General features: G+C 72.6%; 11 protein-coding genes. 5 read left to right on the top strand and 6 right to left on the bottom strand.

Annotated features, from left to right (window positions below; genetic code table 11):
* The first annotated feature begins 9 nt into the window (after positions 1 to 9).
* On the top strand, positions 10 to 1,107 hold the full coding sequence (locus OG349_RS32795) for a glutamate--cysteine ligase (protein WP_327238042.1): 1,098 nt from the start codon (positions 10 to 12) through the stop codon (positions 1,105 to 1,107).
* A 35-nt stretch (positions 1,108 to 1,142) separates the two neighbouring features.
* On the opposite strand, the gene OG349_RS32800 is transcribed toward OG349_RS32795, so the two are convergent.
* Positions 1,143 to 1,805: a CGNR zinc finger domain-containing protein gene (locus OG349_RS32800; RefSeq protein WP_327238043.1), complete on the bottom strand. Its 663-nt coding sequence runs from the start codon at positions 1,803 to 1,805 to the stop codon at positions 1,143 to 1,145.
* A 129-nt stretch (positions 1,806 to 1,934) separates the two neighbouring features.
* On the opposite strand from OG349_RS32800, the gene OG349_RS32805 reads away from it, so the two are divergent.
* Positions 1,935 to 2,870 (top strand): pyridoxamine 5'-phosphate oxidase family protein, encoded by a 936-nt coding sequence (locus tag OG349_RS32805; protein WP_327238044.1) that lies wholly within the window; start codon positions 1,935 to 1,937, stop codon positions 2,868 to 2,870.
* Complete coding sequence (locus OG349_RS32810) at positions 2,867 to 3,529, top strand: DNA-3-methyladenine glycosylase family protein (RefSeq protein ID WP_327238045.1); 663 nt, start codon at positions 2,867 to 2,869, stop codon at positions 3,527 to 3,529. The genes OG349_RS32805 and OG349_RS32810 overlap by 4 nt, the downstream gene beginning before the upstream one ends.
* 49 nt (positions 3,530 to 3,578) lie before the next feature.
* On the opposite strand, the gene OG349_RS32815 is transcribed toward OG349_RS32810, so the two are convergent.
* Both OG349_RS32815 and OG349_RS32820 read right to left on the bottom strand, forming a co-directional pair.
* Positions 3,579 to 4,412, bottom strand: coding sequence for a M23 family metallopeptidase (locus OG349_RS32815; protein ID WP_327238046.1), 834 nt, complete (start codon positions 4,410 to 4,412; stop codon positions 3,579 to 3,581).
* A gap of 35 nt (positions 4,413 to 4,447) precedes the next feature.
* The gene (locus OG349_RS32820; protein ID WP_327238047.1) at positions 4,448 to 5,707 is read right to left on the bottom strand and encodes a hypothetical protein; all 1,260 of its coding nucleotides are present in this window, start codon (positions 5,705 to 5,707) and stop codon (positions 4,448 to 4,450) included.
* 294 nt (positions 5,708 to 6,001) lie between these two features.
* Between OG349_RS32820 and OG349_RS32825 the strand changes: the two genes are divergently transcribed.
* Both OG349_RS32825 and OG349_RS32830 read left to right on the top strand, forming a co-directional pair.
* Positions 6,002 to 9,322 (top strand): S8 family peptidase, encoded by a 3,321-nt coding sequence (locus OG349_RS32825; protein ID WP_327238048.1) that lies wholly within the window; start codon positions 6,002 to 6,004, stop codon positions 9,320 to 9,322.
* 152 nt (positions 9,323 to 9,474) lie between these two features.
* Positions 9,475 to 10,419: a D-2-hydroxyacid dehydrogenase family protein gene (locus OG349_RS32830; RefSeq protein ID WP_327238049.1), complete on the top strand. Its 945-nt coding sequence runs from the start codon at positions 9,475 to 9,477 to the stop codon at positions 10,417 to 10,419.
* A 28-nt stretch (positions 10,420 to 10,447) separates the two neighbouring features.
* Here OG349_RS32830 and OG349_RS32835 read toward each other — a convergent pair whose 3' ends face one another.
* The 3 genes from OG349_RS32835 to OG349_RS32845 form a co-directional block, all read right to left on the bottom strand.
* Positions 10,448 to 11,680 carry a threonine synthase gene (locus OG349_RS32835; RefSeq protein WP_327238050.1) on the bottom strand — a complete coding sequence of 411 codons (1,233 nt, stop codon included), beginning with the start codon at positions 11,678 to 11,680 and terminating at the stop codon, positions 10,448 to 10,450.
* Between the two features lie 143 nt (positions 11,681 to 11,823).
* Positions 11,824 to 12,552 (bottom strand): hypothetical protein, encoded by a 729-nt coding sequence (locus OG349_RS32840; RefSeq protein ID WP_327238051.1) that lies wholly within the window; start codon positions 12,550 to 12,552, stop codon positions 11,824 to 11,826.
* Positions 12,553 to 12,627: 75 nt separating this feature from the next.
* Entirely contained in the window at positions 12,628 to 13,773 is a 1,146-nt protein-coding gene (locus OG349_RS32845) for a glycoside hydrolase family 88/105 protein (protein ID WP_327238053.1), read from the bottom strand.
* Positions 13,774 to 14,039 lie beyond the last annotated feature (266 nt).

Genomic DNA, 14,039 nt, shown 5'->3' on the forward strand with positions numbered 1-14,039 from the left:
GCGGTCGTTGTGCGCAGTGTGGGTGTGGAAGAAGAACTGTTGCTCGTGGACGCCTCGACGGGCGAGCCCCGGGCACTGTCCGCGGCGGTCCTGGCCTTCGCCTCCCGGGGCAGCAGTGACGCGGACGTGTTCGAGCTGGAACTGCACGGTTCCCAGCTGGAGTTCGCCACCCATCCGCAGACGGACATGGGGGAACTGTCGCGGGAGATCATGAGGTGGCGGGCGGAGGCGGCCGATCACGCGGCGAACGCCGGGGCCGCGGTGGCCGCGCTGGCGACCTCGCCGCTGACGGTGGGGCCGTCCATCAACCCGGGCGAGCGCTTCGACTGGCTCAAGGAACAGTTCGGGCTGACCGCGCAGGAGCAGATCACCTGCGGCTGCCACGTCCATGTGGCCGTGGAGTCGGACGACGAGGGTGTGGCGGTGCTCGACCGGATCCGGCCGTGGCTGTCGGTCCTGCTCGCGATGAGCGCGAACTCCCCCTTCTGGCAGACCAACGACACCCGGTACAGCAGTTACCGCAGCCGTGTCTGGGGCCGGTGGCCGTCGGCGGGGCCCGTGGAGGTCTTCGGCTCCGCCGAGCGCTACCACGCCCAGGTCGACGCCATGGTCGGCACCGGCGCCCTGCGCGACACCGGGATGATCTACTTCGACGCCCGGCTCTCGGCGGCCTGGCCGACGGTGGAGATCCGGGTGGCGGACGTCTGCCTGGACGCCTCCACCACGGTGCTGATCGCCACGCTGGTCCGGGCGTTGGTGGAGACGGCGGCCCGGGACTGGCGGGCGGGCAAGCCGGTGGTCGACCCGGGGGTCGGGCTGCTGAGGCTGGCGGCGTGGCGGGCCGGCCGGTCCGGGCTGGACGACGAGCTGATCAACCCCGAGACCATGAAGCCGGACCGCGCGGAGTCCGTCGTGGGGGCGCTGCTCGCCCATGTCCGTGACGCGCTGGACGACAGCGGGGACCTGATCGCCGCGCAGGACGCGGTGGCCCACCTGCTCAAGACCGGCAACGGCGCCCGCGTACAACGCGAACTGTTCGAGCGGACCGGGAGCTTGCGCGAAATGGTCGCGGAGTGCGCCCGGCGCACGTCGGCGGGCCCGGCCTGACCGACCGGGTCGGGCGGGGTGTCCTGACCGGCCGGTCAGGACACCCCGCCCGGGTGGTGGCGGCGATAGTGGCGTGCGACGCGGGCGCGGTTGCCGCAGCCCGCCGAGCACCACTCCCGGCGCGGGTGCGCCCGGACGAAGTACCGCACACAGCCCGGGGCGTGGCAGGCGCGCAGCTCGGCCGCGTCCGGCCCGGTGAACAGCTGTACGGACTCCTCGGCGATCCGTGACAGGGCCCGGTCCTCCGGGCTGTACGACGAGCCGTCGGCGCGTGCCGGCGGCTCGCCCGCGTTCCAGGCCAGCTGGGACCAGGTGGGCGCGTACGCGCAGGCGCGGTTCACGGCGGCGACGGCCACGCCCAGGTCGGCGACCGGGGAGACGGCCGTCGGACGGGTGTCCTCGGTCGCCACGGCGGCCAGCCGCCGCAGCGCGTCTCGCAGCTCCCGGAACCGCTCCACGGGCGGCCGGTCCGAGGCGGACGCGGCCCCTGCCTCAAGTCCGTCCAGCTCCAGGCGCGGCGAGAAGCGCGTCTCCACGGCCCGCAGCCACCTGGCCAGGTCACCCGCGTCCACCAGCGCGTCGTACACGCCCTCCCGGTCCGCCCAGACGGTGTTCATGAGCTCGACCGGGAGGGGTTCGCCGAGGGGTGCCGGCGGGGCGCCCGGCGGAGCGGCGGCCGGTGGATCAATGCTCTCCATGTCCTCAAGCCTAACCGGGCCCCTAATGGCTGTCGATTGTTCCATCCATTTGACGAGCCGGTCCGCACGTGATTGTCTTGACGCGTACCTAATGGTTAAGGTGCACGCCAAGCGTTAGGGGTGAGGGGAATGGGTGTTCCGACCGGTTTCCACGAGGGGGAGCTGGCGGTGCAGCGGCGCGCCGGGGTCGGCGGACCGGCCGCCCGCCTGGCGGGGATGCTGGCCCCGCCCGACCTGAGCGGGGGCGCGGCGATCTTCCTCCGCGACCGTGACCTGGCCGTCCTCACCGCCCGTGACCACGACGGCCTGCTCTGGACCTCACCCCTGCCGGGCGCCCCCGGCTTCCTCGTCGCGCGGGACCGGTCCCTGGAGGTCCGTGCCCTGCCCGCCCCCGGAGACCCGCTCGCGGACCTGGCCACGGACCAGCCGGCCGGCATGATCGCCATCGACTTCGCCACCCGCCGCCGGCTGCGGATCAACGGCTTCCTGGCCGGGGTCGGCCCGACCGGGCTCACGGTCGCGGTCGACCAGGCGTACGGAAACTGCCCCCAGTACATCCAGCGGCGCCACCTCCACCGCCCGCCGGGCCGCGCGGGCACCCGGGTCCCCGAGGTGCGGTCGGGCGGCTCACTGCACGCCGACGACGTCCGGCTGATCCGGGCGGCCGACACCTTCTTCCTGGGGACGGCCCACCCGACCCGGGGCGCCGACGCCTCCCACCGGGGCGGCACCCCCGGCTTCGTACGGGCCGACAGCGACGGCCTGTGGTGGCCCGACTATCCGGGCAACAACATGTTCAACAGCCTGGGCAATCTGGCCGCCGACAGCACCGCCGCCCTCCTCTTCCTGGACTTCACCACCGGCACGACCCTCCAGCTGTCCGGCACGGCGGCCGTCGACTGGACCGCGCCGGGTGTCCCCGGTGACGACGGCGGCACGGGACGGCGGGTGCGCTTCACCCCGCGCCACGTCGTCACGACCACGGTCCCGGTGCTCGGCGAAGCGGTCGCCCCGTACCCGCGCAACCCGCCCCTCACCGACACCCCCGGCCAGGAGACACCGTGAGCACAGGACCCGACGCGGCCACCGGCGACCCGTACGGCGAACTGGCCCGCCTGGACCCGGTCCTGGGGCGCCTGACCGCCTCGTACGGCCGTCCCGACCCGTTCCGCTGGGACGACGGCGGGCGGACGGAGGACGACCGGTTCGCGGCCCTGGTGCTGCACATCGCCGGCCAGCAGATCTCGACGGCGGTGGCGTTCGTGCTCTTCGACCGGATCCGGGCCGCGACCGGCGCCCTGCCCGATCCAGCGGGCATCGTCGCGCTCGGCCCCGAACGGCTCCGCGCCTGCGGGCTCTCGCACGCCAAGGCGTCGTACCTGCTCGCCCTCGCCGAGAGCCAGCTGGGCGGTCTGATCGACGTGGACGGGCTGGACGGGCTCACCGACGCCGAGGCCGTGGCGGCCCTCACCGCCGTCCGCGGACTGGGCCGGTGGACGGCGGAGATGTTCCTCCTGCACCAGCTCAGGCGCTCCGACGTCCTCCCCGTGGGCGACGTCGGGATCCGCCGGGCCGTCGAGCGCGGCTGGGGCCTGGACGCCCTCCCCACCCCACGGGACGTCGAACGGCGCACCGCCGCCTGGTCGCCGTACCGCTCCTACGCCTCCGCACTCCTCTGGGCGTCGCTGCGCCCGCCGGAGACCCCGGCCGCCCCGGCGCGCTGAGGCGGCGCCGGGGCGGTGGGTGGGGGTGGGCCAGGCGGTGTGAGGGCGGTCAGCAGAGGGGAACGCCGGGGAGCTGGGCCGCGGGATGGTCGATGTAGATGTTGGAGACAAAACCGCCCTGGTCGCGCAGCTTGCTCCACCAACGGTTGCTGTAGCCCTCGGCGTTGACGGTGTCCCCCTGCTTCTGGCAGACCACGAACACGTCGGTCGGACCCGGCAGGACCGTCACCACGGGCGAGGTGAGGAAGGCGTCGGCCCTGACCCGGATGTCCGTGCCCCACGTACGGAAGTTGGTGCCCCCGCCCCCGCAGCCGTTGTCGCTGGTCAGGTAGGACTGGTTGTACTGGGACGGGTAGGGCAGCGCGCCGCCGTTGATGACGATGTTCTGGCCGGAGCCGTTGAGCAGCTGCTCGTAATGGATGTGCGCGCCCGAGGAGTTGCCGGTGGAGCCGGTGACGCCGATCTGCTGCCCCTGACCCACGGAGGCGCCGCTCGCCACCGAGTAGGAGGCCAGGTGGAAGTAGTAGGTCTGCCAGCCGCCGCCGTGGTCGATCACGATGTAGTTGCCCGCGCCACCGGGCTGTGACATCCGGGTCGCCGTGCCGGCGGCGGAGGCCAGGACCGGGGTGCCCGCGGTGGCGCCGCCGTCGGCGCGCACGAAGTCCAGGGCGCGGCGCACCTCGGCCGAATGATGGCTCAGGGTCCATCGCTGGCCGCAGGGGAAGGGCGCTTTGAAGTTCGGTGCCAGCAGGGCGGTACGGGGGCCGTCCTCGGCCGGGGTACGCGCCTGGGCGGGAGCGGCCGTGAGGCCGACCGCCGCGAGCAGCACGGTGACGAGGACGGACCACAGCCGCCGGTGCGGGGAGAGGCGCTCGTGTCGCACGGGAGTGCTCCTTCGCCGGGCAGGGACGGGGACGGTCAGCATGTCGGGACTCCGGGAAGCCAGGCCTCGGGCACATCGATGAAGATGTTCGAGACATAGCCGCCGTGGTCCGGCAGATAGGCCCAGCCGTCGTTGGTGATGCCCTCCACCGTGATCCGCTCGCCGTGCACCTGGCACGAGACGGTGACCCGGGTGGGCCCCGGCAGCCGTGACACCTCGCGGGACCGGGTGGTCGGCTGCTCCCGGACCCGTACGTCCGTGCCCCAGGTGGGGAAGGACGTGCCCGCCGAGCCGCCGGTCCAGAGGTAGGTGACGGTCACCCAGCCGTTGTCCGCCAGGCCGATGTCGGCGAAGGTGCCGTCCGCGAGATCGATGCCGGCCGGGTTCGCCACCAGCCGGCCCGAGCCGTCGCGGCCGCCGTTGTACCCGCTCTCGTACGCCGCCTGCGCCTCGGGCCTGCCCTGCGGCAGGTCCTTGAAGCTCTCCCGGACCGACGACGGATTCCAGTAGTCGTCCCGGGTGTTCCACGGGCCGACGTCCCAGACCGGCGCGGTCTCGCAGCGGGCGGGGCCGCAGACCCGTACGGAGTACTGGCCGCTGCCGTTCGGCGACAGGCCGCGCCGGGAGGGCAGGGCGACGAAGTGGTCGTTCGGCTGGATGACATGGCCGTTGGCCGTCGTCCGGCCGACGAGCCCCTCGCGGGTCGCGAAGACCCGGGCGCTGACGGCGGCGGCAGCGGCCCCGGCGGCCCGCGGCCCGGGGCCGCGGTCGGCGGTCAGCCGCAGTCCGTCGACCCGTGCGCGCCCGTCCTCGTCCCACAGCGTGAGGCGGGCCTGGACGGCGGCGACCGTACGGGGCAGGGCCACCGCGGTGGTGCCTTCCACCTCGCGCCACTCGGTCCAGGTGCCCTCGGCGGACCGTCCCCGGACCTCGACGGTGACCCGCGCGCCGGAGGGGGTACGGGCGGACAGCTCGGCCCTGACCCGGTTGACGGGACGGTCGAGCGTCCTCGGCGCGAGGACCTGCGTGCCGTACCCCCGCTCGCCGGCCGTGGTGGCGGTCACGCGGGTGTCCGTACGGCGGAGGCCCAACGCACCATGCGCGAAGCTGACGTTGACGTCGTCGGCGTCGACCCGCGACAGGTCGGCGGACCAGGTGACCGGACCCTGCGCTACGCGCGTGGATTTTTGGGTGTCGGCCGCCACGGCCGGTGACGCGGTCACCGCCGGCCCCAGCAGGGCGAGTGCCGACAGGAGTCCGGTCACCCAGCGGAGTCGCTCTCGTCTGTGACGCATGCGCGCATCTCTCTCGTTCGGAGGTGTCGGAACGTGATGGAGCGGATCTCTTGCGAGTGACGTGACCAGCGTCGGCGGCAAGTATGCCATGTCCACATCAAGTCCGGGTGTGATTCTCGGACGTGTTCCTGGCGTGTTTCCGATGCCTTCCCGGCGAATGTCGACCCCGAAGGAACCCGTCGCGCGGAAATCACCTCTTCTGTTCAAACGTGATCTCAACTGATCGCGTGGACCTCAACTGAGACTCAAATAAGCACAGTTGAGGTCCGAACTCACTTCAGCGTTGGGGGAGACTTGCTCAGAAGCAAGAGAACGAGGGCGGGCGCGGCCATGGTCGCCGCCCTGCTCACGGCGGGCCTCACGACGGGCGTGACCGCGGCGGCACCGCATACCGGCGGGACTCCGGCGGGGGAGGCGCCGCGGACCGGCGGTGCGTCCTCCGTCCTCACCCTGATCACCGGCGACCGGGTCTACGCGGACGCGAAGGGCCGGGTCAGCCGGGTGCGGCCCGCCGAGGGCCGCGGCCACATCGCCATGGCGGTACGCCGCTTCGAGGGCCGGACGTACGTCCTGCCGGCCGACGCGGCGAAACTGGTGTCCCAGGGGAAGCTGGACCGCCGGCTCTTCGACATCACCGGACTGCTCGCGGACGGGTACGACGACGCGCACCGTACGACGCTGCCGCTCATCGTGTCGTACACCCCGCAGAAGGCGCGGGCGAAGTCCGCCTTCGCGGCGGCCGACGTGTCGGTCCGCCGCAGCCTGCCGGTGCTCTCCGCGGAGGCGGTGACCGCGCCGAAGGCGGCCTCCTCGGAGGTGTGGCAGGCGCTCACCGCCCCGGACACGCGGGGGAGTGCGGCGCGGGTCGCCGGGGCAGGCATCGGGCGCGTCTGGCTCGACGGCAAACGTGAGGCGAGCCTGGACCGGAGCGTCGCGCAGATCGGCGCGCCGGCCGCCTGGCAGGCCGGGTACGACGGCGAGGGCGTGAAGATCGCCGTACTGGACACCGGGGTCGACGAGACGCACCCCGATCTCCAGGGCAGCGAGATCGCGCAGAAGGACTTCTCCGGGGCGGGCAACACCGTCGACCACGTGGGCCACGGCACCCACGTCGCGTCCATCGCGGCGGGCTCCGGGGCCAGGTCCGGCGGGAAGTACAAGGGGGTCGCGCCCGGTGCGAAGATCCTCGACGGCAAGGTCCTGGACGACTCCGGCTCGGGTGACGAGTCCGGGATCGTCGCCGGCATGCAGTGGGCCGCCGACCAGGGCGCCAAGGTGGCCAACCTCAGCCTCGGCGGGTACGACTCCCCGGAGGTGGACCCGATCGAGGCGGCGGTGAACAAGCTCTCCGCCGAGAAGGGCATCCTCTTCGTCGTCGCGGCGGGCAACGAAGGACCCGGCGCGCGCACCGTCGGTTCCCCGGGCAGCGCGGCGGCGGCCCTCACCGTCGGCGCCGTCGACCACGCCGACAAGCTCGCCGAGTTCTCCAGCACCGGACCGGCGTCCGACGGAACGCTGAAGCCGGACCTCACCGCGCCCGGCGTGGACATCGTGGCCGCCAAGGCGGCCCAGGGCCAGATCGGCGACCCGGCGGCCGACGGATACGTGGCCCTGTCCGGTACGTCCATGGCCACCCCGCACGTGGCGGGAGCCGCGGCGATCCTGTCCCAGGAGCACCCGGACTGGACCGGCGCGCGGATCAAGCAGGCGCTCACCGCCTCCACCGCGCCCGGCGCCGGACTCTCCGCGTACCAGCAGGGCACCGGCCGGGTGGACGTGGCCCGGGCCGTCACGCAGTCGGTCGTGAGCGACCAGACCTCCGTGAGCTTCGGTGTGCAGCAGTGGCCGCACGCGGACGACAAGCCCGGATCGCAGACGGTCACGTACCGCAACAACGGCGACACCCCGGTCACCCTCGACCTCTCCATCGCCGCCACGGGTCCCGACGGCAAAGCGGCCCCGGCCGGCGCCTTCGTCCTCGACACCGGCCGGCTGACCGTGCCGGCGGGCGGCACCGCGGACGCCGTCCTCACCTCGGACACCCGTGTCGCCGGACCGGACGGCGCCTACACCGGCTCCGTCGTCGCCACGGCCACCGAGGGCGGACAGCGGGCGCTCACGTCCTTCGGCGTCATCCGTGAGGAGGAGTCGTACGACCTCACGCTCAAGTTCATCGACGCCAAGGGCAAGCCCACGGGCAGCGCGGCGGAGGTCGTCGGGCACCACAACGGCGTATGGGAGTCCCCGTACGACGCGGACGGCGACGGGACCGTGAAGGTCAGGGTCCCCAAGGGCACGTACCTCTTCGACGTGGCGGTGGAGGGCCCGAAGACCGGCGGGGCTCCGGCCCTCGCGCTGCTGGTGCGGCCGAAGTACGACGTCTCGAAGAACGCCACACTCACGTTCGACGCCCGCAAGGCGAAGCCGGTGAGCATCACACCACCGGGCAAGGCGAAGGAGATCACCGCCTACACGAACTACCTGCTGGACACGGGCCACACGTTCGGCTCCACCTGGTTCCTGGACAGCTTCAAGGGCGTCTCCACGGCCCAGATCGGCGCGGCGCTCCCCGCCGGGCAGTTCAACGCCCAGGTGGGCTCCCTCTGGCAGCAGGGCAGCACGAACTACCACCTGCTCTACAACCGCGCCGGTTCGGCCTACACCGGGTTCAGCCACAAGGCGACGACCGGTGAACTCGCCCTGGTGAACGTCAGGATCGGCGCCTCCGCCAAGAAGCGCACGGGCTACGTCAGTTCGTTCTGGAGCGTGAACGACGACGGGATAGGCACCGGGACCCAGCTGTTCGCCCTGCCCGCCACGGCGAAGACCTACGTCACGGCCCCCAAGGGCTTCACGTGGGAGTTCGGCGTGGGCCAGCAGCAGAGCGGGGACGAGGACGGCGTGTACCTCGGCTCCGACGGCGCGAAGACGTACCAGGCGAAGAAGACGTACACGAAGACCTACAACGTGGGCGTGTTCAGCCCCCGGGTGGGCCCGTACAGCGGCGAGCGGCAGGGCGACGCCATGCTCGTCTGCGTCGACGAATTCACCGACGGGGCCGGGCACTGGGGCCAGTCCTCGGCGACCAAGCAGCGCACGGTGATCACCGCCGACGGCAACAAGATCCTCGACCGGCGCGAGGACCTCTGCCAGATCGTCGAGAACCTGCCCGCCACGTCGGCGCGTTACGTCGTCAGCACCGACGCGACCCGCTCCACCGCGCTGGCCGGCGTCACCACCCGGCTCGTCGCCTCCTGGTCGTTCGTCTCGAAGCGGCCGCCGACCACAGGCGCGAAGCTCCCGCTGTCCACGGTCCGCTTCCTCCCGAAGCTCGACCTGGCCAGCACCGCGGCCGCCGGCAAGAAGCTCACCGTCCCGCTGGCGATCGACGGCACGGCGGCGGGCAAGGGCTTCAAGTCCCTGTCCGTACAGGTCTCGTACGACGGTGGGACGAAGTGGGCCAAGGCTCCGGTCACCACCGCGAAGGACGGGAAGCGGAGCCTGACGCTCAGCCACCCGAAGAAGGCCACCTCGGTCTCCTTCAAGGCGAAACTCACGGACACGAAGGGCTACACGTACGACGTGACCGTCGTGAAGGCCTACCTGCTCAAGTAGGCGCCGGACACGGCGGGAGGACCAGCACCGCGCACCGGCCGCGCCCGGGGGATCAGCACCACTCCCCGGGCGCGGTGTCATGCCCGGGAGTGGTGCGCCGGAGCCGCCCACGTAGGCTTCGGTCGTCAGCAGCCAGGCAGGGAGGAACGACCGTGCGCGTCGCCGTGTTGGACGACTACCAGAAGGCCGCTCACCGCTTCGGTGACTGGCACAGCCTCGACGCCGAGGTCACCTTCCTGCACGAACACCTCGCCGACACCGACACACTCGCCGACGCCCTGCGCGGCCACGACGTCGTCGTCGCGATGCGCGAACGCACCCCGTTCACGGAAGAGCGCTTCGCCCGCCTGCCCGACCTGAGGCTGCTCGTCACCACCGGCGCCGCCAACGCGTCGATCGACGTCGCGGCCGCGCACCGCCACGGCGTCACGGTCTGCGGCACGGAGAGCAAGCCGTACGCCACCCCCGAGCTGACCTGGGGCCTCATCCTCTCCCTGATACGGCACCTCCCCGAGGAGGCCGCCGGGATGCGCCGGGGGGAGTGGCAGCACACCCTCGGCGGTGACCTGCACGGACGTACGCTCGGCGTGGTCGGCCTGGGACGGCTGGGCGCGCGGGTCGCCGCCGTCGGCAACGCCTTCGGCATGCGGGTGATCGCCTGGAGCACCCACCTCGATCCCGCGCACGCCCGCGCGTGCGGCGCCGAACCGGTCGGCAAGGACACGCTGTTCTCGACGGCCGACGTGGTGACCCTGCACTACAAGCTCAGCGCCCGCAGCACCGGCCTCGTCGGCCGCCGCGAGCTGGCGCTCATGAAGCCCGGCGCCTACTTCGTCAACACCTCACGCGGCCCGCTCGTCGACACGGACGCCCTCGTCGAGGCCCTGCGCGAGGGCCGGATCGCCGGGGCCGGGCTCGACGTCTACGACGTGGAGCCCCTGCCCGCCGACGACCCGCTCCGTAGCGCGCCGCGCACGGTGCTGACCCCGCACCTCGGGTACGTCACCGAGGAGACGTACCGCGTCTTCTACGGAGGCGCGGTGGAGGACATCGCCGCCTACCGGGCCGGCGCGCCCGTCCGTACGATCACACCCTGACGCACCCGCTCGTCACGCGCGCCGTGCCTCACGCCCGCCGCGCCGGGATCCGCCCGTGCACCGGCAGGGTCGGCACGTCCACCGGGACGGTCTCCGGGTACTTGAGCCCGCTGCCGGTGTTCAGCACCACCACGTTCTCGTCGCCGCCCAGCCAGCCGGAGGCGCGCAACTGCTCCACGGCGGCGAAGCAGGCGGCGCCCTCGGGGCAGACGAACGCGCCCTCCGCGCGGGCCACCGCCGACTGCGCGGCCAGCAGCTCCTCGTCGGTCACCGCGATCGCGGTGCCCTCCGTCTCCCGTACGGCGTCCAGGACCAGGAAGTCACCCAGCGCCTTGGGCACGGTGATGCCGAAGGCGACCGTACGGGCGTCCACGGCGGCCACACTCTCCCGGTCACCGCGCGCGAACGCGTCCACGATCGGGGCGCACCCCGTCGCCTGCACCGCGACCAGCCGCGGCAGGTCCCCGGTCAGCCAGCCCAGCTCCCGCATCTCCAGCAGGGCCTTGTAGATGCCGATGATGCCGACCCCGCCGCCGGTCGGATAGAGGATCACGTCCGGCGCCCGCCAGCCCAGCTGCTCGGCGATCTCGTACCCCATCGTCTTCTTGCCTTCGAGGCGGTACGGCTCCTTGAGCGTGGAGACCTCCTGGAAGCCCTCGCGCTCGGCGACCGCCGCAGCCACCAGCTTGCCCGCGTCCCCGATCAGGCCGTCCACCAGGTACAGCTCCGCGCCGGACACCACACATTCGGTACGGGTGATCTCCGGGGCGTCGACCGGCATCGCGATCAGACTGCGCATCCCGGCGCGGGCGGCGTAGACCGACCACGCGGCTCCCGCGTTCCCGTTGGTCGGCATCGCGATCCCGGTCACGCCCAGCTCGGCCGCGCGCGAGACACCGACGGCCGCCCCGCGCGCCTTGAAACTCCCCGTCGGGACGAGCCCCTCGTCCTTCATGCGCAGCCCGGGCACGCCCACACTCGCGCCGTAGCGCGGCAGATCGAGCATCGGGGTCATGCCCTCGCCGAGGGAGACCACGTGGCGCGCGTCGCGGACGGGCAGCAGCTCGTGGTAGCGCCAGAGGTCGGGGGCGCGGCCCGCGATCTCCTCGCGGGTCACGGTGGCCCGTACCCGCTCCAGGTCGTAGCGCGCCAGGAGCGGGGCGCCCACCGCCGAGGTCCCCTGGACCACGTCGGGGTCGCTCACCACTCCGGTCCTGGAGCATTCGAGACGGTCCAGGGCCGAGAAGAACGCAGCCGGCATGTCGTTCCTTCCACAACGGGTGTCCGGAACGTGCGCGGTCCGGCTTCTTCCCGAGGAGAACGCACGATGATCGTTCCCGTCAAGGCCCGGCCGCGGGGTCGCCAGGACCCCGGCCCCAGGACCCCGGCCCCCGGGGCTCCCTCTCAGACCGCCAGCAGCGCGAGCGCCCGGCGGGCGTCCTGCGCCGCGCCCGCCGTGTACTCGACGTCGAACACGTCCGGGCCGAGCGCGGCGATCAACCGCTCCCGCAGCGCGTCCTGCTCGACGGCGTCGTCCGGGTCCGGGATCTGCCCGGCCGCCCGGTACGCGCCCACCGCCGCGCCCAGCAGCCGGGCCGACCGGGCGTGGTCCCCGTCCGCGTCGGCGATGACGGCCGCGTCGGCGGTCACGTACGGCAGCATGTCGGGCCAGTCCGCCGCCAGCGCCTGCGCGCGCACCTCGGCGAACAGGTCCCTGGCCCGGTCCTGGTGGCCCAGGCGCAGCTCCACGTAGCCCAGGTTGTGGTGCTCGACCGCGACCATGCGGGTGTCGCCGATCTCCTCGTGGAGGGTGACGCTCTCCCCGATCAGGACCCGGGCCGATGCCAGGTCGCCGGACATCGTGGCCACTCCGGCGAGGATGTGCGCGGGGCCCGAGCCTAGCCGCTTCTCGCCGCTTCCGTCCGCCACCTCGCGGGCCTGCGCGGCCCACCGCCCGGCCTCGGCGAGATCGCCGCCGCGCACCTGGACCCGGGCCAGCATGCAGAGCGCGTCCACCTCGGCCGCGGGGTCGCCCGCCTCGCGCGCCCGGTCCAGTTCGCGCCGGCTCAGCCGCTCCACGACGGCGGTGTCACCCCGCCGGAACGCGTCGCGCGCCTCCTCGTGAAAGGTCATGTCCTCCACGCTACTGCGGTCGCGCGGGTGCGGCAGTGGCCCGCGCGACCGCACCGTCCTGCCGGACGGCGAGGGTCAGGTGGCGAGCCCCGCCAGCTCCGACCCGGCGAGCAGGAACGCGCCCACCCCGAAGTCGGCGGTGCTGTCGTACGTCACCGGCTGGCTCGACTCCGGCCGGTCACCGACCTTCTGCACGTAGCCGAGGAAACCGTCCGGGTGTACGGCGGTGGCCACCAGCCCGTTCCAGGCGCGGGCGGCGACCGGCAGGTAGGACGCGCGGGCGACCAGCCCGGCGGCGACCGCGTACGCGGTGCCGTACACGAAGAAGGACGTACCGCTGGTCTCGGGTCCGGGCAGGTGCGCGGGGTCGGCGAGGTTGACGTTCCAGAAGCCGTCCGTGCGCTGCACCTTGGCCACCGCCGTGACCAACTGCGTGAGGGCGGTGCGGTATTCGGCGACGTGGCGTTCCGAGGAGGGCAGGGCCTTGAGCGTCTTGACGTGGCCGCCGGCCACCCAGCCGTTGCCCCGCGACCACACCACCGGTTTGCCGCCCGGTGAGACGATCTTGCCGGGGAGGAACCGGTCGTCGCGGTACCAGAGGCCGGTGGCCGCGTCGTACAGACCAGGTCCTCCCTGGACGCGTTTGGTGTGGTCGTAGAGGCTGTAGAGCTTCTCCCAGTACTGGGTGTCGTCGCGCAGCCTGCCGAGGCGGGCGAAGGGCGGCATCGCCATGTGCAGGGCGTCGTCCCACCACCAGTCGTCGTTCTTGGCGGGCTGGTCGGTGTGGACCATGCGGCGCAGGGACGCCTCGATGGCCGTGAGCTTCTGCGCCGAGGGCTCGATCTCGTACAGGTCGAGGTAGGCCTGTCCCGCGTTGTGGTTGTCGGCGTGGCGGGTGTTGACCCCGCCGTTCAGCCCGTAGGCGTGTTTCTCCGCCCAGCGCCGCGCGTACGTGAGGTAGCGGGCCTCACCGGTCAGCCGGTACACGGCGAGCAGACCGCTGAAGAAGGTGGCGTTGGCCCAGCCGTTGTCGCCGGAGTTGCCGTGCGCGCCGATCCACTGGTCGGCGACCCGTCGCAGCACGCCGATGATGGCGGCCCTGGACGGCAGTTGGGGAGAAGGCGCGGCGGGTGCGGGGGCGGCCGACGCGGCCGGGGCGGGCAGGACGGTCGCGGCCGCCGCGAGCGCGGCGCCGCCGGCGAGCAGGTGTCGTCTATCCATGTGAACGACTCCTCGATATGTGGGGACCCCCATCTTCAGGTCCGGACCTTTGCGTGTCCATGGCGAGTACGGGTTTTCCGCCGGGCGGACGGAGTTCACGTCCGGGCCGGAAGTTCACGTACGAGAACTTCCAGCCTGGGCGGGGGTGTGACGCCGACGGGGGAGTCGTCGGAGGAGGTCCGATCAATGGAACTCCAGCCAGGGCGAGAAGGTCGGAAATACTGGTGCGCAACCTCTTGACGGCCGGAAACCTCCGATGTTCACTG

The sequence above is a fragment of the Streptomyces sp. NBC_01317 genome, from assembly GCF_035961655.1.
Taxonomy (GTDB): domain Bacteria; phylum Actinomycetota; class Actinomycetes; order Streptomycetales; family Streptomycetaceae; genus Streptomyces.